Annotated in this window: 13 protein-coding genes, 2 tRNA genes and 2 pseudogenes; 13 read left to right on the forward strand and 4 right to left on the reverse strand. The window is 61.8% G+C overall.

Annotated elements, in window-relative coordinates:
- Window positions 1–24: 24 nt before the first annotated feature.
- The 13 genes and pseudogenes from BOP93_RS02480 to BOP93_RS28085 all read left to right on the forward strand — a co-directional run.
- Window positions 25–885, forward strand: coding sequence for an NAD(P)H-hydrate dehydratase (locus tag BOP93_RS02480; RefSeq protein ID WP_104501435.1), 861 nt, complete (start codon window positions 25–27; stop codon window positions 883–885).
- Window positions 873–1,343 (forward strand): tRNA (adenosine(37)-N6)-threonylcarbamoyltransferase complex ATPase subunit type 1 TsaE, encoded by a 471-nt coding sequence (tsaE, locus tag BOP93_RS02485; RefSeq protein ID WP_065894498.1) that lies wholly within the window; start codon window positions 873–875, stop codon window positions 1,341–1,343. Before BOP93_RS02480 ends, tsaE begins: the two co-directional genes overlap by 13 nt.
- Window positions 1,344–1,358: 15 nt before the next feature.
- Window positions 1,359–2,780, forward strand: coding sequence for an N-acetylmuramoyl-L-alanine amidase (locus BOP93_RS02490; protein WP_065886524.1), 1,422 nt, complete (start codon window positions 1,359–1,361; stop codon window positions 2,778–2,780).
- Window positions 2,780–4,690, forward strand: a complete 1,911-nt coding sequence (gene mutL, locus BOP93_RS02495) for a DNA mismatch repair endonuclease MutL (RefSeq protein WP_065894500.1) — start codon at window positions 2,780–2,782, stop codon at window positions 4,688–4,690. Before BOP93_RS02490 ends, mutL begins: the two co-directional genes overlap by 1 nt.
- Complete coding sequence (gene miaA, locus BOP93_RS02500; protein ID WP_104501436.1) at window positions 4,690–5,661, forward strand: tRNA (adenosine(37)-N6)-dimethylallyltransferase MiaA; 972 nt, start codon at window positions 4,690–4,692, stop codon at window positions 5,659–5,661. Before mutL ends, miaA begins: the two co-directional genes overlap by 1 nt.
- Window positions 5,662–5,756: 95 nt before the next feature.
- Window positions 5,757–6,017: an RNA chaperone Hfq gene (hfq, locus tag BOP93_RS02505; RefSeq protein WP_016976904.1), complete on the forward strand. Its 261-nt coding sequence runs from the start codon at window positions 5,757–5,759 to the stop codon at window positions 6,015–6,017.
- 12 nt (window positions 6,018–6,029) lie between these two features.
- Window positions 6,030–7,331, forward strand: a complete 1,302-nt coding sequence (hflX, locus tag BOP93_RS02510; RefSeq protein WP_065886521.1) for a ribosome rescue GTPase HflX — start codon at window positions 6,030–6,032, stop codon at window positions 7,329–7,331.
- Window positions 7,332–7,427: 96 nt separating this feature from the next.
- A complete protein-coding gene (gene hflK / locus BOP93_RS02515) occupies window positions 7,428–8,603 on the forward strand; it encodes an FtsH protease activity modulator HflK (RefSeq protein ID WP_104501437.1) in 1,176 nt (391 codons plus the stop codon).
- Window positions 8,603–9,469, forward strand: a complete 867-nt coding sequence (gene hflC, locus BOP93_RS02520; RefSeq protein WP_003188064.1) for a protease modulator HflC — start codon at window positions 8,603–8,605, stop codon at window positions 9,467–9,469. Before hflK ends, hflC begins: the two co-directional genes overlap by 1 nt.
- A 292-nt stretch (window positions 9,470–9,761) precedes the next feature.
- Window positions 9,762–10,949, forward strand: coding sequence for an ATP phosphoribosyltransferase regulatory subunit (locus tag BOP93_RS02525; protein WP_065886518.1), 1,188 nt, complete (start codon window positions 9,762–9,764; stop codon window positions 10,947–10,949).
- Window positions 10,950–11,003: 54 nt separating this feature from the next.
- Window positions 11,004–12,293 (forward strand): adenylosuccinate synthase, encoded by a 1,290-nt coding sequence (locus tag BOP93_RS02530; RefSeq protein ID WP_104501438.1) that lies wholly within the window; start codon window positions 11,004–11,006, stop codon window positions 12,291–12,293.
- A gap of 1,114 nt (window positions 12,294–13,407) precedes the next feature.
- Window positions 13,408–13,461: pseudogene (locus tag BOP93_RS28080) on the forward strand (hypothetical protein); the annotation flags it as partial.
- A 390-nt stretch (window positions 13,462–13,851) separates the two neighbouring features.
- A pseudogene (locus BOP93_RS28085) lies at window positions 13,852–14,367 on the forward strand (methyl-accepting chemotaxis protein); the annotation flags it as partial.
- Between the two features lie 93 nt (window positions 14,368–14,460).
- On the opposite strand, the gene BOP93_RS02540 reads toward BOP93_RS28085, so the two are convergent.
- From BOP93_RS02540 to BOP93_RS02555, 4 genes are all read right to left on the reverse strand, one after another.
- Window positions 14,461–16,014 carry an ABC transporter permease gene (locus tag BOP93_RS02540; protein WP_104501439.1) on the reverse strand — a complete coding sequence of 518 codons (1,554 nt, stop codon included), beginning with the start codon at window positions 16,012–16,014 and terminating at the stop codon, window positions 14,461–14,463.
- A complete protein-coding gene (locus BOP93_RS02545; protein ID WP_104501440.1) occupies window positions 16,014–17,039 on the reverse strand; it encodes an extracellular solute-binding protein in 1,026 nt (341 codons plus the stop codon). The genes BOP93_RS02540 and BOP93_RS02545 overlap by 1 nt, the downstream gene beginning before the upstream one ends.
- Window positions 17,040–17,197: 158 nt before the next feature.
- A tRNA-Leu gene (locus BOP93_RS02550) sits at window positions 17,198–17,284 on the reverse strand.
- A 154-nt stretch (window positions 17,285–17,438) separates the two neighbouring features.
- Window positions 17,439–17,525: transfer RNA gene (locus BOP93_RS02555), tRNA-Leu, on the reverse strand.
- Window positions 17,526–17,721: the final 196 nt, after the last annotated feature.

The following is a 17,721-nucleotide window of genomic DNA, read 5'->3' on the forward strand; positions in this document are numbered from 1 at the left end:
CCAGACATCGGAGCTTGAAGACGCATGCCTCAGACAAAACACGAAATAACCGACGTTCAGCTGTTGTTGCCGGGCCACTTGCCGCAACTGGCTGCGCGTTCGCTGGACGCTCATAAAGGCCAGTTTGGCCACCTGCTGGTGATTGGCGGCGACCGAGGCTTTGGCGGGGCAGCGCTGCTCAGTACCGAAAGTGCATTGCGCAGTGGTGCGGGGATGGTGTCGCTGGCGACACGCGTGGAGCATGTTCCCGCCGCGCTGGCACGTCTGCCGGAGGTGATGACAAAGGGCGTGAGTTCGGCCAATCAACTGATGGGCCTGCTGGAAAAGATCTCGGTGATTGTGATCGGGCCCGGTCTGGGTGACGCAGCCTGGGGTAAAAGCCTGCTGTCCGTCGCCGCCAACGCGCCGCAGCCGCAAGTCTGGGACGCCGACGCCTTGAATCAACTGGCGACCGGCAGCGTCAGCCTGCCGGCCAACTGCGTGATCACCCCGCATCCGGGCGAAGCCGCGCGCCTGTTGGGCATTTCGACAGCCGAGGTTCAGGCCGACCGCCTTAAGGTGGCGCGCGCGTTGAGCCAGCGATTCAACGCGGTGACTATTCTCAAGGGGGCCGGCAGTTTGATCGCCAGCCCGGACGGACGTGTTTCGCGCTGTGACCAAGGCCATCCGGCGATGGCGACGGCAGGGCTGGGCGATGTGTTGGCCGGGCTGGTAGGCGCACTGCTGGCCCAGGGCATGCCCGCTTATGAAGCAAGCTGCCTGGCCGTGTGGTTGCACGCCACGGCAGGGGATCGCCAGGGCACGTTTGGCCGCGGCCTGGCCGCCAGTGATCTGATACCGGCCATTCGTCAATTGTTGGAGGAGCAGTCGCCGTGTCTGAAGTGATTTTTTTCCTGGCCGATGAGGAGGCCATGGTCGACCTGGGCCGGCGCATTGCCCAGGTCACGGCCGGGGCGGGGCTGATCTTCCTCGAGGGCGACCTGGGGGCGGGCAAGACCACGCTGTCCCGGGGCATCATTCGCGGTTTGGGGCATGCCGGTGCGGTAAAAAGTCCGACGTTCACCCTGGTCGAACCCTATGAGATCGGTAATATTCGCGCTTTCCACTTCGACCTCTATCGCCTGGTGGACCCCGAAGAGCTGGAATTCATGGGCATCCGTGATTATTTCGACGAAGACGCGTTATGCCTGATCGAGTGGCCAAATAAAGGCACAGGCTTTTTGCCAAAGCCGGACATGACCATTACCATTACGCCGCATGAGCACGGACGTCAGTTGAAGTTGTTGCCCCAGAGCGTGCGCGGCCAGTCGTGGTGCGCCGCTTTGGCACTGGAATTCAAATAATTGGTGGGGTTAGGTATGCGCTTTCGCGCGTTGGTTGCTGTCGTGGGGGTGTTGCTTGCGGCAATGACTGTCAATGCTCTGGCTGCTTCACAGGTGAAAAGTGTTCGCCTGTGGCGGGCGCCGGATAACACGCGACTGGTGTTCGACCTGTCTGGCCCGGTCCAGCACAGCGTCTTTACCCTCACGGCGCCTGATCGCCTGGTGATCGACATCAACGGTGCGAGCCTGGCGGCGCCGCTGAAGGTCTCCACCGCCAACACACCCATTACCGCCATGCGCTCGGCCCAGCGCACGCCGACCGATCTGCGCGTGGTCATCGACCTGAAAAAGGCCGTGACCCCCAAAAGCTTTTCCCTGGCGCCCAACGCTCAATATGGCAACCGCCTGGTGGTCGACCTGTTCGACAACCCCGCGGATGCCGCGCCGCCGCCTGTGCCGACGCCCAGCGTGGCGACGGTGCCTGCGGTGCCGGTCAACCCCTCGCAACCGCAGGTCAAGCTGCCGCCGCCGCCGCCCGCTCCGGCAGGCAAGCGCGACATTATCGTGGTGATCGACGCCGGTCACGGTGGCGAAGACCCGGGCGCCTCCGGTTCGCGCGGCCAGCATGAAAAAGACGTGGTGCTGGCCATCGCCCGCGAACTGCAGCGCCAGGTCAACGGCATGAAAGGCTATCGAGCCGAACTGACCCGTACCGGCGACTACTTCATTCCATTGCGTGGGCGTACTGAAATCGCCCGCAAGAAGGGTGCGGACCTGTTCGTCTCGATTCACGCCGACGCAGCACCTTCCAGTGCCGCTTTCGGTGCGTCGGTGTTTGCCCTGTCGGATCGTGGCGCCACCTCCGAGACTGCCCGTTGGCTGGCCGACAGCGAAAACCGTTCCGACCTGATCGGCGGGGCCGGCAACGTGTCCCTCGACGACAAGGACAAAATGCTCGCCGGCGTATTGCTCGACCTGTCGATGACCGCCTCGCTGACGTCCAGCCTGAACGTCGGCCAGAAAGTCCTCAGCAACATCGGCCGGGTCACGTCGCTGCACAAACAGCGCGTGGAACAAGCCGGGTTCATGGTGTTGAAGTCGCCGGATATCCCGTCGATCCTGGTCGAGACCGGATTCATTTCCAACGCCAACGAGGCATCCAAACTCGCCAGTGCCAGCCACCAGCAGGCCTTGGCGCGCTCGATCAGCGCCGGTGTGCGTCAGTTCTTCCAACAGAACCCGCCACCGGGCACTTACATCGCCTGGTTGCGTGATTCCGGCAAAATTGCCCAAGGCCCGCGCGACCACCGCGTGCAGCCCGGCGACACCGTGGCCATGCTGGCCGTACGTTTCCAAGTCACGCCCGCCGCTTTGCGCAGCGCCAACAACCTGAAAACCGATGAGCTGAAAATCGGCCAGGTGTTGACCATCCCGGGCACCGAATTGGCGGCGCAGTAATGAGCGAATCTGTCTTGAATAGCGGCTCGCGTATCGAATTGCTCAGCCCGCGTCTGGCGAACCAGATCGCTGCGGGCGAGGTGGTTGAGCGTCCGGCCTCGGTGATCAAGGAGCTGCTGGAAAACAGCATCGACTCCGGCGCCAAGCGCATCGACGTGGACGTGGAGCAGGGCGGCGTCAAGCTGCTGCGGGTGCGGGACGATGGCAGCGGCATCTCGTCCGATGACCTGCCGCTGGCCCTGGCCCGTCACGCCACCAGCAAGATCCGCGACCTCGAAGACCTTGAGCGGGTGATGAGCCTGGGCTTTCGCGGTGAGGCCCTGGCCTCTATCAGCTCGGTGGCGCGCTTGACCCTGACCTCGCGCACACGTGGCGCCGAGCAGGCCTGGCAAGTAGAAACCGAAGGCCGCGACATGGCGCCCCGGGTCCAGCCGGCAGCTCATCCGGTGGGCACCTCGGTGGAAGTGCGCGACCTGTTCTTCAACACCCCGGCGCGGCGCAAATTCCTCAAGGCCGAAAAAACCGAATTCGACCACCTGCAGGAAGTCATCAAGCGCCTGGCCCTGGCGCGTTTCGATGTGGCGTTCCATCTGCGCCACAACGGCAAGACCATCCTCAGCCTGCACGAAGCCAATGACGACGCCGCGCGTGCGCGGCGTGTGGCGGCAGTCTGCGGAGCCGGCTTTCTGGAGCAGGCGCTGCCCATAGAGATTGAACGCAATGGTTTGCGCCTGTGGGGTTGGGTCGGTTTGCCGACCTTCTCCCGCAGCCAGGCGGACTTGCAGTATTTCTTCGTGAATGGCCGGGCAGTGCGCGACAAGCTGGTGGCCCATGCGGTGCGCCAGGCCTACCGCGACGTGTTGTTCAACGGGCGGCATCCGACCTTTGTGCTGTTTTTTGAGGTCGACCCCTCGGTCGTCGATGTCAATGTGCACCCGACCAAGCATGAAGTGCGCTTCCGTGATGGGCGCATGGTGCATGACTTCCTGTACGGCACCTTGCACCGCGCCTTGGGCGATGTGCGTCCGGATGATCAGTTGTCGGCGCCCATCGTGACGGCGGTCGTTCGCCCAAGCGGCCCTGAGGCCGGTGAGTTCGGCCCCCAGGGCGAAATGAGCCTGGCCGCCAACTTGCTGCAATCTCCGCAGCAGCCCAATTACACGGCACCCAACGCGGGCGCCGGCGCCGGTTATCAGTATCAATACACCCCGCGTCCGCAATCGACCGTGCCGGTGGCCGAGGCCCAGGCGGCGTACCGTGAGTTCTTCGCGCCGCTGCCCGGGGCCGAGCCAGGCACAGTTGCCCTGCCGGAGGGTGGCGGTGATATTCCACCGTTGGGCTACGCGCTGGCACAACTCAAGGGCATCTACATCCTTGCGGAAAATGCCCACGGCCTGGTGCTGGTGGACATGCATGCGGCTCACGAGCGGATTATGTACGAGCGCCTGAAGATCGCCATGGCCAGTGAAGGGCTCAGTGGCCAGCCACTGCTGGTGCCCGAATCCCTGGCGGTCAGCCAGCGTGAAGCCGATTGCGCCGAAGAGCACCACGGTGTGTTCCAGAAGCTGGGCTTCGAACTGCAACGCCTGGGCCCGGAAACCCTGGCGATCCGCCAGATTCCTGCGCTGCTCAAGCAAGCCGAAGCCAACCGTCTGGTGGCCGACGTACTGGCGGACCTGATGGAGTACGGCACCAGCGACCGTATCCAGGCGCATATCAATGAACTGCTCGGCACCATGGCCTGCCACGGCGCCATCCGCGCCAACCGTCGCCTGGCCCTGCCGGAAATGAACGGCCTGCTGCGCGACATGGAAAACACCGAGCGCAGCGGCCAATGCAACCATGGCCGACCGACCTGGACCCAGATGGGCCTGGATGATCTGGACAAACTGTTCCTGCGCGGTCGCTGATGAGTGCCTTACCCCCCGCGATCTTCCTGATGGGCCCCACGGCCGCCGGCAAGACCGACCTGGCCATCGAACTGACCAGGGTCCTGCCGTGCGAGCTGATCAGTGTGGACTCTGCCCTGGTTTACCGGGACATGGACATCGGCACGGCCAAGCCTTCGAAAGAGGTGCTGGCGCAGCATCCGCATCGGTTGATCGACATTATCGACCCGGCCCAGAGCTATTCGGCTGCGGACTTCCGTACCGACGCCCTGGCCGCCATGGCAGAGATCACCGCGCGGGGTAACATCCCGTTGCTGGTCGGCGGCACGATGCTCTACTACAAGGCTTTGCAGGAAGGCCTGGCGGATATGCCGCCGGCCGATGCCCAGGTGCGCGCCGAACTCGAAGAAGAGGCCGCACGCCTTGGCTGGCAAGCCCTGCACGATCAGTTGGCGGCGGTGGATCCGGTGTCGGCGGCGCGCATTCACCCCAATGACCCCCAGCGTCTCTCCCGTGCCCTGGAAGTCTGGCGTGTCAGTGGCCAGACCATGACTGAACACAGGCTGAAACAAACTGCGCAAAGTGCTGATGCAGGCGCATCTGGCCGGTCACAATTGCCCTATACTGTGGCGAACCTGGCCATCGCTCCGGCAAATCGCCAGGTGCTGCATGAACGAATTGCACAAAGATTCACAAATATGTTGGAACAGGGGTTTGTGGAGGAGGTCGTAGCACTGCGTTCAAGAGGTAATCTGCATCCGGGGTTGCCTTCGATACGTGCTGTAGGCTACCGCCAAGTCTGGGATCATCTGGATGGCAAGCTGACGTCAGCCGAAATGCAGGAGCGCGGCATCATTGCCACGCGCCAATTGGCGAAGCGCCAGTTCACCTGGCTGCGCAGCTGGAGCGATTTGCACTGGCTGGACAGCCTGGACAGCGACAATCTGTCACGCGCCTTGAAATACCTGGGAACGGTCTCCATATTGAGCTGAGTCCTTGCAATTGCCGTCTATCCTTGGGGGTGTGGCGGCCATGAGCTATTTATTTTTCCGATTTTTTATTATTGATCCTTAAAGGAGTGCGGCACATGTCAAAAGGGCATTCGCTACAAGACCCTTACTTGAATACCTTACGTAAAGAGAAAGTGGGGGTTTCCATTTATCTGGTCAACGGTATCAAGTTGCAAGGTACGATCGAGTCGTTCGACCAGTTCGTGATCCTGCTGAAAAACACCGTCAGCCAGATGGTTTACAAACACGCTATCTCGACAGTCGTCCCTGTTCGTCCAATCCGTCTGCCTAGCGCAGCCGGTGATGAAGCAGCTGACGCTGAGCCAGGTAACGCCTGATAGGAGTCTCCTTTGTTCTTTGAGCGCCACGGTGGTGGTGAGCGAGTAATCCTCGTTCACTTGGATGGACAGGACCCTGAGGCGCGCGAAGATCCGCAGGAGTTTCAGGAGTTGGCAAATTCGGCCGGCGCCGAGACCGTTGCGTTTTTTAACGTGCCGCGTCATCGGCCAACCGCCAAATACCTGATTGGCAGCGGCAAGGTCGAAGAATTGCGCGACCTGGTCCATGCCGAAGAAGCCGATCTGGTGATCTTCAATCACGTCCTCACGCCGAGTCAGGAGCGTAACCTCGAACGTGTCTTCGAGTGTCGCGTGATCGACCGCACCGGCCTGATTCTCGATATCTTCGCCCAACGCGCGCGTACCCATGAAGGCAAGCTCCAGGTCGAACTGGCCCAGCTTGACCACATGAGCACCCGGCTGGTTCGCGGCTGGACGCACCTTGAGCGCCAGGGCGGCGGCATCGGCATGCGTGGCCCGGGTGAAACCCAGCTGGAAACCGACCGACGTCTGTTGCGGGTTCGCCTGCGCCAGATCAAGGGCCGCCTGGAGAAAGTCCGCAGCCAGCGCGAGCAATCGCGCCGTGGCCGTTCCCGTGCCGATATCCCCACCGTGTCCCTGGTGGGCTATACCAACGCGGGCAAGTCCACGCTGTTCAATAACGTCACCAAGTCGGACGTGTACGCGGCCGACCAACTGTTCGCGACGCTCGACCCGACCCTGCGCCGCCTGGATCTTGACGACCTGGGGCCGATTGTCCTGGCCGATACGGTAGGTTTCATTCGTCATTTGCCGCACAAGCTGGTCGAGGCATTTCGGTCTACGCTCGAAGAGTCGAGCAATTCCGACCTGCTGTTGCACGTGATCGATGCGGCCGAGCCGGATCGCATGCTGCAGATCGAGCAGGTGATGCTGGTGCTGGGCGAGATTGGTGCCCAGGACTTGCCGATCCTCGAGGTGTATAACAAACTCGATTTGCTTGAAGGCGTCGAGCCGCAAATCCAGCGCGATGAGAATGGCAGACCCCAGCGGGTCTGGCTGTCGGCGCGTGATGGCAGTGGCCTTGAATTGCTTGAGCAAGCCATCGCCGAGTTGCTCGGCGGCGATTTGTTCGTGGGCACCTTGCGCTTGCCGCAGCGTTTTGCTCGACTGCGTGCACAGTTTTTCGAGCTGGGCGCGGTACAGAAAGAAGAACACGACGAAGAAGGTGTCAGCTTGCTGGCCGTTCGATTGCCACGCGCGGAGCTCAATCGACTGGTCAGTCGCGAGGGTGTTGTACCGGCGGAGTTCATCGAACAACACACTTTGCAATAAAAGCCTGAGAAAGCGGTTGTGCCGCAGTAGCAGGCATTCTGTAGCATTGGTCGGCGCGCCGTGGGTGCGTCTTTGCTTTATCAGATGGAGAGCGCTATGGCTTGGAATGAGCCGGGTGGCAACTCGAATAATCAGGATCCTTGGGGTGGTAAGCGCCGCAATAATGGCGACCGCAAGGGGCCACCGGATCTCGACGAGGCCTTCCGAAAGCTGCAGGAAAGCCTGAATGGGTTGTTCGGTGGTGGGAAAAAACGCGGTGGTGACGAGGGTGGTCGCACAAGCAAGGGCGGCGGCTATGGCCTGCTGGGCCTGGGTCTTGTCGTGCTCGCGGCCGTCTGGCTGTACAGCGCGGTCTACGTGGTGGACGAGCAGGAGCAAGCCGTCGTGCTGCGCTTCGGCAAGTATTACGAGACGGTCGGGCCAGGCCTGAACATCTATTTCCCGCCGATCGACAAGAAGTACATGGAGAACGTCACGCGTGAGCGTGCCTACACCAAGCAGGGCCAGATGCTGACTGAAGACGAGAACATCGTCGAAGTGCCGCTGACCGTGCAGTACAAGATCACCAACCTGCAGGACTTCGTGCTGAACGTCGATCAGCCGGAAATCAGCCTGCAACACGCAACCGAAAGCGCCCTGCGCCACGTGGTCGGTTCTACCGCCATGGACCAGGTACTGACCGAAGGGCGTGAATTGATGGCCAGCGAAATCAAGGAGCGCCTCCAACGTTTCCTCGATACCTATCGCACCGGTATCACCGTCACCCAGGTCAACGTACAGAGCGCAGCCGCACCGCGTGAAGTGCAGGAAGCCTTTGACGACGTGATCCGCGCCCGTGAAGACGAGCAGCGTTCGCGCAACCAGGCTGAGACCTACGCCAACGGCGTGGTGCCGGAAGCTCGTGGTCAGGCCCAGCGCATCCTCGAGGATGCCAACGGTTACCGCGACGAAGTGGTCTCCCGCGCCAAGGGTGAGGCGGACCGCTTCACCAAGCTGGTTGCCGAGTACCGCAAGGCGCCCGAGGTTACTCGTGAGCGTCTGTACCTGGACACCATGCAGGAAGTCTTCAGCAACACCAGCAAGGTTCTCGTGACCGGCAGCAAGGGCGGGCAGAACAACCTGCTGTACCTGCCGCTGGACAAGATGATCGAAGGTGGGCGTAGCGGCACCAGCGCGCCGTCCACCGGTTCGAATGCTGCTGCCAACGAAGCGAGCGCCCGTGCGGCCGCTGACTTGCTGCAACAGCAAACACGTACCAGGGAGAGCCGTTGATGAGCAATAAATCGCTGACCGCCCTGATTGTGGGCGTCGTCGTGGTCATCGCTGCCTGGAACTGCTTCTACATCGTCGCTCAGACCGAGCGCGCGGTGCTGCTGCAATTCGGTCGCGTGGTCCAGGCGGATGTCCAGCCGGGCCTGCATGTGAAAGTCCCCTACGTCAATCAGGTGCGCAAGTTCGACGCGCGCCTGATGACTCTGGATGCACCGACACAGCGCTTCCTGACCCTGGAAAAGAAAGCCGTGATGGTTGACGCCTACGCAAAGTGGCGCGTCAAGGATGCCGAGCGTTTCTACACCGCGACTTCCGGCCTCAAGCAGATTGCCGACGAGCGTTTGTCGCGCCGTCTGGAGTCGGGCCTGCGTGACCAGTTTGGTAAGCGCACCCTGCACGAGGTGGTATCCGGTGAACGCGATGCGCTGATGGCTGACATCACTCGTTCGCTGAACACCATGGCGGAGAAAGAACTGGGTATCGAAGTGGTCGATGTCCGGGTCAAGGCTATTGACCTGCCCAAGGAAGTGAACCGCAGCGTGTTCGAGCGCATGAGCACCGAGCGTGAGCGTGAAGCCCGTGAGCACCGCGCCAAGGGTAACGAGCTGGCCGAGGGTATCCGTGCGGATGCCGACCGTCAGCGCCGTGTACTGTTGGCAGAGGCCTATCGCGAGTCTGAAGAGGCTCGTGGTGATGGTGATGCTCAAGCCGCGGCGATCTACGCCAAGGCTTACGGCCAGGACCAGGAGTTCTACGCGTTCTACCGTAGCCTGCGCGCCTACCGTGAAAGCTTCGCGAACAAGACCGACGTGCTGGTGCTGGACCCAAGCAGCGATTTCTTCCGCTACCTGGAAAAGTCCAAGTAACAGGCCTGTAATTCTGTAGGACCACTCCGTCGGGCGGCTAAAATGCCTGGCGGGGTGATCCTTTCAGAAAACGGGTGTATGATGCGGCAGCCGGGAAATTCCCGGCTTTTTTGCGTCTGCGTGTTCGATTCGGCAGGCGTGACAGGTTTTTCGAGGAAAGTGCCCGACGAGGCCGTTTGCAGGCCGTTCGTCACGTCGCTCTTGCGCGTGGTTTATGCAGGCGGCGGGTATTTTCTGCTCTACTCAAGGCTCGGCCGAGGGCTGGCCGCCCGGATCAAAGGGGAATGGCGTAATGGCAACGGTAGACCGCTGGCTGCTGCCAGATGGCATCGAAGAAGTACTGCCACCAGAAGCTGCGCGTATTGAAATAGCGCGTCGCCAGGTGTTGGATCTGTTCCAGAGCTGGGGCTACGAATTTGTCGTGACCCCGCATATCGAGTACCTGGAATCCCTGCTGACCGGCGCGGGCCAGGACCTGGATCTGCGCACCTTCAAGGTCATCGACCCGCAATCGGGCCGGCAAATGGGTTTCCGCGCCGACATCACGCCGCAGGTGGCGCGTATCGATGCGCACACCCTGCGCCGCGAAGGCCCCAGCCGCCTGTGCTACGCCGGCAGCGTGCTGCATGCCCAGCCGCGTGCCTTGTCATCTTCACGCAGCCCGATCCAGCTGGGCGCCGAGTTGTATGGCGATGCGAGCCCGAGCAGCGACGTTGAAGTGATCAGCCTGATGCTGGCCATGCTGCAACTGGCTGATGTGCCGGACGTGCACATGGACCTGGGCCACGTGGGGATCTACCGCGGCCTGGCCCGTGCGGCCGGCTTGTCCGGTGAAGTTGAGCAACAGTTGTTCGATGCGCTGCAACGCAAGGCCATCGATGAAGTCATCGCCCTGACCGCCGGCGTGCCGGCTGAACTGGCCGACATGCTGCGTGCGCTGGTTGACCTGTGCGGCGGGCGTGAAGTGCTGGTCACTGCACGTGAGCGCCTGGCCAACGCGCCGGCGCCGGTGCTGGCCGCCCTGAACGATGTGCTGGCGATTGCCGAGCAACTGTCGGCGCGCTTCCCGCAGCTGCCTTTGTATTTTGACCTGGGCGAGTTGCGCGGCTACCACTACCACACCGGTGTGGTGTTCGCGGTGTTCGTTCCGGGTGTTGGCCAGGCCATCGCCCAGGGTGGTCGTTATGACGATATCGGCGCCGACTTCGGTCGCGCCCGTCCGGCCACCGGCTTTTCCACCGATTTGAAAACCCTGGTGACCCTGGGGCGTGCTGAGGTCGAGCTGCCGTCTGGTGGCATCTGGATGCCCGACAGTACGGACGCGGCACTCTGGCAGCAGGTCTGCCAGTTGCGCAGTGAGGGTCAGCGTGTCGTCCAGGCTTTGCCTGGGCAGCCATTGGCCGCCGCCCGTGAAGCGGACTGCGACCGGCAATTGATTCAGCAGAACGGGCTTTGGCAAGTATCGCCACTGGCTTCTTGAGTTTTCCTGCCGGCCATCGCCGGCACCAAGTTTGCGCGAATGAGGACAAGTGTTATGGGTAAGAATGTCGTAGTCCTGGGCACCCAATGGGGTGATGAGGGCAAAGGCAAGATCGTTGATCTGCTGACCGAACATGCTGCCGCCGTAGTGCGCTACCAGGGTGGCCACAACGCGGGCCACACCCTGGTCATCGATGGCGAAAAAACCGTCTTGCACCTGATCCCGTCGGGCGTGCTGCGCGAAGGCGTGCAGTGCCTGATCGGCAACGGCGTAGTGGTTGCGCCGGACGCCCTGCTGCGCGAGATCATCAAGCTGGAAGAGAAGGGCGTGCCGGTGCGCGAGCGCCTGCGTATCAGCCCATCCTGCCCGCTGATCCTGTCCTTCCACGTGGCGCTGGACCAGGCCCGTGAAAAGGCTCGTGGCGAGCTGAAGATCGGCACCACCGGTCGCGGCATTGGCCCGGCCTACGAAGACAAGGTGGCGCGCCGTGGCCTGCGTGTGGGCGACCTGCTCAACATGCCACGCTTTGAAGACAAGCTGCGTGAACTGGTGGATTACCACAACTTCATGCTGGTGGGTTACTACAAAGAGCCGGCCATCGAGTTCGAAAAGACCCTGGCCGAGTGCAAGGAATACGCTGAGCTGCTCAAGCCGCTGATGCTCGACGTGACGGCCGAGCTGCACGACCTGCGTCGCGCCGGCAAAGACATCATGTTCGAAGGCGCCCAGGGTTCGTTGCTCGACATCGACCACGGTACCTACCCGTACGTGACCAGCTCCAACACCACCGCCGGCGGCGTTGCCACCGGTTCGGGCGTTGGCCCGATGTTCCTCGACTACATCCTGGGCATCACCAAGGCTTACACCACCCGTGTAGGTTCCGGTCCATTCCCGACTGAGCTGTTCGACGACGTTGGCGCACACCTGGCCAAGCAAGGTCACGAATTCGGCGCCACCACCGGCCGTGCTCGTCGTTGTGGCTGGTTCGACGCCGTTATCCTGCGTCGCGCTATCGACGTGAACAGCATCTCGGGCATCTGCCTGACCAAGCTGGACGTGCTCGACGGCCTGGAAGCCATCAACATCTGTATCGGCTACAAAGACGCGCAAGGCAACGATGTTGCCCCGACCGACGCTGACAGCTACGTGGGCCTGCAGCCTGTGTACGAAGAAGTGCCGGGCTGGACCGAATCGACCGTGGGCGCCAAGACCCTGGAAGAGCTGCCAGCCAACGCCCGCGCCTACATCAAGCGCGTCGAAGAGCTGATCGGCGCCCCGATCGACATTATTTCGACGGGCCCGGACCGCAACGAGACCATCGTTCTGCGTCACCCGTTCGCTTAATAAGCTGTTGATGTAAAAAGTAAAGGGCTCCTTCGGGAGCCCTTTGTCGTTTCTCCCTGGCAAGCGGCACGACCCTTGCTGTGTTTCTCTTTTTCGTGGTGCTATCAATTTAATGGCACCCGTGGTGGAGGGATTTCCAGTGTCTGCCGTTCTCTCGTTGTTACAAAGCCGTCTGCTGCGGCCGGTGTTCGTTACCCTAGGTATCGCTCTTTTGGTGCAAGTGCTGGTGGCCGTCGCGCTGACGCGGAGCACGGTCACGGCCCTGGAGGCCGATTTGGATAATCGCCTGGGCATCGATAGCCAGAAGCTGTCCGGCGAATTGGCCCAGGCCGGCAAGGAAGTCACCTCCAGCCTGGACAGCCTGTCCACCAGCACTCGCCAGCGTCTGACTGCAGGGCTCTCCACGCGTCTTCAGCAAGAGCAGAAGCAATTGCGGGCGACCCTGGAAAAAGACCTGCAGGACTCCGCCAATGACATGGCCCAGTTGCTGGCTTCGGTGGCGCCGCGTGCCATGTGGGACAGCGACGTGCCGACATTATCGGAATTTGCCCGGCGTGCGCAGCGTAATCCCAACGTGTTGTTCGTGGTGTATGACGACGCGGCGGGCGAGCATCTGACCCGTTACCTGAACCGTGAAAATCCGATCAACCAGGCCTTGTTGGCCAAAGGCGCGGGGGAGCGTGCCCTGGATAAAGTCCTGGACGCGGCCAAGGCTGATCCTTCGGTGTATTACGTCGAGGCCTCGATCAGCCCCAACGGTGTTGAGATCGGCAAAGTCCGCATGGGGGTGTCGACCGCATCGGTCGAGGCTGACCTGCAAGCACTGGACAGCCGCTTCGCCGCGCTGATCGCCAGCGGTGATCAACTGGTCGGCGACAGCCTCAAAGGCGCCGCGGCCGATAGCGCCGCCGCCATGGGCGCGCGCCTGCAATCGGCGCAAGTCACGGCCACGCAGATGGCGGCCAATACCACCAGTGCGGTTCAAGAGGCTGCCGGCACCTTGCGCTGGCGTATCGGCATGGGCCTGGCGCTGGTCGGTCTCGGTGTATTGCTGCTGATCGCCATTGTGCTCGGCCGCCGCGTCGTCAACCGCCTGAAGCTGTTGATCGCGGCCATGGATGACCTGGCGGCAGGCGAGGGTGACCTCACCAAGCGTGTACAGATCAGCAGCAAGGACGAAATTGGTGACATGGCTTCGGCGGTCAATCGTTTTGTGGATAAGTTGCAGCCCATCGTGCGCGAGGCGGGCGATGTGGCCCAGCGCACCGGCATGGAAATCGGCGCGATGACCTTGCGCAATGCCGGTGCCGATGCGGCGGCCGGCCTGCAGCGCGACGAGGTTGCAGAAAGCCTGCGCGCACTGTCGCAAATGGCCGACGAGGCCCAGGCCGAAAGCCATGCCATGCAGGCGGCCTTGCAGCAGGTGGTGGAGATTCGCCAGGCCACGGATGAAAACTCGCGCACTTCTGCCGAAGTCGGCAGCTTGATCGAGGCATTGGCGGGGCAGGTGCAGGCTGGCTCCCAGGTGATCGAGCGGTTGGCCCAGCAAAGCGAGCAGATTGAAGTGGTGCTGACGGTGATTCACGGCATCGCCGAGCAAACCAACCTGCTGGCGCTCAATGCGGCCATCGAGGCGGCTCGTGCCGGCGAAACCGGGCGTGGTTTCGCGGTGGTCGCGGACGAGGTGCGTGCGTTGGCGAGCAAGACCCAAAGCTCCACCGGTGACATCCAGGCGCATATCGTGGCGTTGCAGCAGGGCGCGCGTGAGGCGGTGGAAACCATTGGCAAGGCTGGTCGCCAGGCCAATGAGGGCTTGCTGGTATTGCGCGACAGCGTGCGCTTGCAGCAGACCGTGCAGGCCTCGGTGGAGCAGGTGCATGCGGCGATCGGCCTGGCGACACGCGCGGCCGAGCATCAGGCCCAGGGTGCGCATGCGGTGCGTGGCCGGGTTGAGGTGATTCATGCCCAGGCTGAGCGGGCTGCGCAGGCGGTGGTCGAGACCACGGCCAGTGGTAAGGTGCTGGATGGCTTGGCGGCGCAGTTGAAGGCGAGTCTGGGGCAGTTCCGGGCTTAGGGTTGTCTGTGCCGGCCTCATCGGGGGCAAGCCCCCTCCCACAGGTTGAAACGCATTCCAAATGTGGGAGGGGGCTTGCCCCCGATAGCCATCTCAGCGGCTCAAATACATCCGCGTCGTAAGCAGGTACACCGGCAACCCCGACACCAGAATCAACAACGCCGCATAAGGCGCCGCCGCCGCAAACTCCACATTCGAGGTATGCGCCCACACGGCGGTGGCCAAGGTGTTCAGCCCGGTCGGACTAAGCAGCAAGGTCGCGGTCAATTCCTTCATCGCATCCAGAAACACCAGCGCAAACGCCGCACCCAATGCCGGGAAAATAATCGGCAGCGTCACCCGGCAAAACGCACTGAACGACGATGCGCCGAGCGTGCGCGCCGCCTCTTCCAGCTGTGGTGCAGCCTTGTTCAGCGCCGTGCGAATCGGCGCCTGGGCCAGGGGCAGGAACAACAGCGCATAGGCGATCAGCAACAGTGCCGACGTCTGATACAGCGCCGGCACGTAATGCAGTGCGAAATACACCAGGGTCAATGCAATCACTAGGCCGGGCAGGGCGTGCAGCAGGTACGGCAGGCGTTCGGCCCAGATCGCCAGCTGGCCTTTGTAGCGCACCACCAGCAGGCCTACCGGCACCGCCAGCGCCAGGCACAACGCCGCGCCACCCAGGGAAAGTGCCAGGGACGATAACAGCGCCTCACTGATGGCGGCGACCGGAAACGCCGCCGATGAGCCCACGGCCAGCCAATAACCAAGCATCCCCAGGGGAATGCCGCTGCCAATGATCGCCAGCGCCAGGCAATAGAGTTGGCCAAGCAGCGCCCATTTGCCCAGTTTCACCTGCTCGGCATGTCGCGCCGCGCCCTGGCCGATCCGCACATGACGACCCTTGCCGCGCACGCGCAGCTCCAGCCACAACAAGGTCAGGCACATCGCCAGCAGCACCGCCGAGAGCATCGCGGCGTTGGCGTTGCTGAACTCCAGTTCGAACTGCTGGTAGATCGCCGTGGTGAAGGTCTGCAGGCCGATGATCGAGAGGGCGCCGAACTCCACCAGCATGTGCAATGCAATCAGCAGTGCTCCCGCCACCAGAGATGGCCACAGCAGCGGCAGGGTAATGCGCCGGAACACGCCCCAGCGATTCAGCCCCAGGGTGCGCGCCGACTCTTCCAGGGCCGGGTCCAGATTGCGCAGTGTGGCAGCCACCGGCAGAAAGACCAGCGGATACTTGGACAGGCTCATCACCAGGATCGCGCCGCCGAGACCTTCGAAGTTGGCGCTCAGCGACACCCAGGTAAAGCTGCTGACAAACGCCGGCACCGCAAACGGCAGGCACAGGATCACGCCCCAGAGGCGTCGCCCCGGCAGGTTGCTGCGTTCCAGCAACCAGGCCAGGGACAGGCCGACCACGCCGCACACGACCGTCACGCCGACCATCAGCGACAGGGTATTGCGCAGCAGCCCGAACACATAAGGCCGCCACAGCAGATGCACCGCCTGTGCCCAGCCGGCCTGCCAGGCCTTGAGCCCGACATACACCAGCGGCAGCAGGCTCAGGCCGACCAGGAACAGCACCGGCAGCAGCAGCCAGATTGAAGGGCGTTTGCGCCGGGGGCGAAAGCCTGCGGCGCTGAGCGACGGGGTCATCAGTTCAAGCCAACGTCACGTTCAAGTTCCAGCGCTTCCTCGGCATTGCCCAGGTCGGCAGGGGTGACTCTCGGCGGCTGCAGTTCGCTGAAAGGCTTGAGGCCACGGTTGGACTCCATGCCTTTGCGCAGCGGGTATTCCGCCGAGGTGTTGGTGATCACACGCTGGCCTTCTTCACTGGCCATGAAGGCCAGCAGTTGCTGGGCTTCCTTGGGATGTTTACTGGACTTCAGCGCGGCAGCCGAAGACACCGTAATCAGGCCGCCGGCATCGCCGTCGGTGAAATAGTGCAGTTGAGAGTCGAGGTTGGTTTTTTCTTTCTTCAAGGCGAACCAGTAATAATTGTTCACCAGCACGGTGGCCACTTCGCCATTTTCAACGGCCTTGAGGGCCACCATGTTGTTGCTGTACACCTTGCCGAAGGCGCGCAGGCCGGTCAGCCATTCTTCGGCCGCTTCACGCCCGTGCAGCTTGATGATCGCCACCGCCTGTTCCTGGAACGCACCGCTGGTGGGCACGAAGCCAACCTTGCCTTGCCACTCGGGGCCGGCGAAATCCAGCACCGATTTGGGCAGGTCTTTTTCGGCAATCAGCTTGGGGTTGAAGGCGACGACGCGGGTGCGTGCAGTCACGCCCATCCAGTCGCCATTGCTGCCGACGTAATCCTTGGGCAGCACGTCGAGGGTGCTGGCATCGATCTTCGCCAACAAGCCTTGCTCGCCGAGTTTGTTCAGCGGCGGCGATTCTTCGGTGTAGATCACGTCGGCAGGGGAGCGGTCACTTTCTTCGACGACCTGGCTGGCCAGCTGGTTGCTGCTGCCTTTGCGCACGTTGACGTGAATGCCGGTCTTGGCTTCGAAGGCTTTGGCGAGTTCATCGCCGACTTCTTTGTGTTGGCCGTTGTAAAGGGTCAGGGAGACCTTGTCGGCAGAATAGGCGGCGGGTGAGAGCAGGGTCAGGCCGAGCAGAGTAAGAGACAGGCCACGCAGAAGGGATGTCTTGAATCGGGTATCGCGGATCATCATCCGAAGTGTTCCTCGCTTATGTGCAACAAATCACTACAAGGATAAACGATAAAGCTTCTCAAGTGCGGGCTTGAGGGTAATCGCGGGGAACGTTTTCAAGCCGGATTTTTCAAACCCCGGAAACGAAAAAACCCGCTTTCGCGGGTTTGATCTGAATTTGGTGCCCAGGAGAAGACTCGAACTTCCACGACCTTGCGATCACCAGCACCTGAAGCTGGCGTGTCTACCAATTTCACCACCTGGGCATTATCAAGCAACGTTGCCGCTGTTGATGGGGCGAACTATACGGCGGGCTTTTTGATCTGTAAACCCCTGATTCGAAAAATATAAATCAATTTTTCCGTTAAAAATCAAAGGTCTGAAACGAAAAAACCCGCTTTCGCGGGTTTGATCTGAATTTGGTGCCCAGGAGAAGACTCGAACTTCCACGACCTTGCGATCACCAGCACCTGAAGCTGGCGTGTCTACCAATTTCACCACCTGGGCATTATCTGACAACGTTGCCGTCGTCGATGGCGCGCACTATACGGAGCGATATTTACCCTGTAAACCCCTGCCATGAAAAAAGCCTGGAAAATTTCGCCAATGGTCGTGCAAGGTGCGCGCCGGGGGTTGCAAAGGGCTTTAAAAGGCTTGATGACGTCTGAAATTTCCCGTTTCAATACGCGTATGCCAAACTAAC

It is taken from the genome of Pseudomonas orientalis, from assembly GCF_002934065.1.
In the GTDB taxonomy this organism is placed as follows: Bacteria; Pseudomonadota; Gammaproteobacteria; order Pseudomonadales; family Pseudomonadaceae; genus Aquipseudomonas; species Aquipseudomonas orientalis_A.

Bases quoted from the DNA above. Each gene is read 5' to 3' on its own strand.
- BOP93_RS02480 (WP_104501435.1), top strand. From the start codon at position 25: ATGCCTCAGACAAAACACGAAATAACCGACGTTCAGCTGTTGTTGCCG.
- BOP93_RS02490 (WP_065886524.1), top strand. From the start codon at position 1,359: ATGCGCTTTCGCGCGTTGGTTGCTGTCGTGGGGGTGTTGCTTGCGGCA.
- mutL (WP_065894500.1), top strand. From the start codon at position 2,780: ATGAGCGAATCTGTCTTGAATAGCGGCTCGCGTATCGAATTGCTCAGC.
- miaA (WP_104501436.1), top strand. From the start codon at position 4,690: ATGAGTGCCTTACCCCCCGCGATCTTCCTGATGGGCCCCACGGCCGCC.
- hfq (WP_016976904.1), top strand. From the start codon at position 5,757: ATGTCAAAAGGGCATTCGCTACAAGACCCTTACTTGAATACCTTACGT.
- hflK (WP_104501437.1), top strand. From the start codon at position 7,428: ATGGCTTGGAATGAGCCGGGTGGCAACTCGAATAATCAGGATCCTTGG.
- hflC (WP_003188064.1), top strand. From the start codon at position 8,603: ATGAGCAATAAATCGCTGACCGCCCTGATTGTGGGCGTCGTCGTGGTC.
- BOP93_RS02525 (WP_065886518.1), top strand. From the start codon at position 9,762: ATGGCAACGGTAGACCGCTGGCTGCTGCCAGATGGCATCGAAGAAGTA.
- BOP93_RS02530 (WP_104501438.1), top strand. From the start codon at position 11,004: ATGGGTAAGAATGTCGTAGTCCTGGGCACCCAATGGGGTGATGAGGGC.
- BOP93_RS02540 (WP_104501439.1), bottom strand. From the start codon at position 16,014: ATGACCCCGTCGCTCAGCGCCGCAGGCTTTCGCCCCCGGCGCAAACGC.
- BOP93_RS02545 (WP_104501440.1), bottom strand. From the start codon at position 17,039: ATGATGATCCGCGATACCCGATTCAAGACATCCCTTCTGCGTGGCCTG.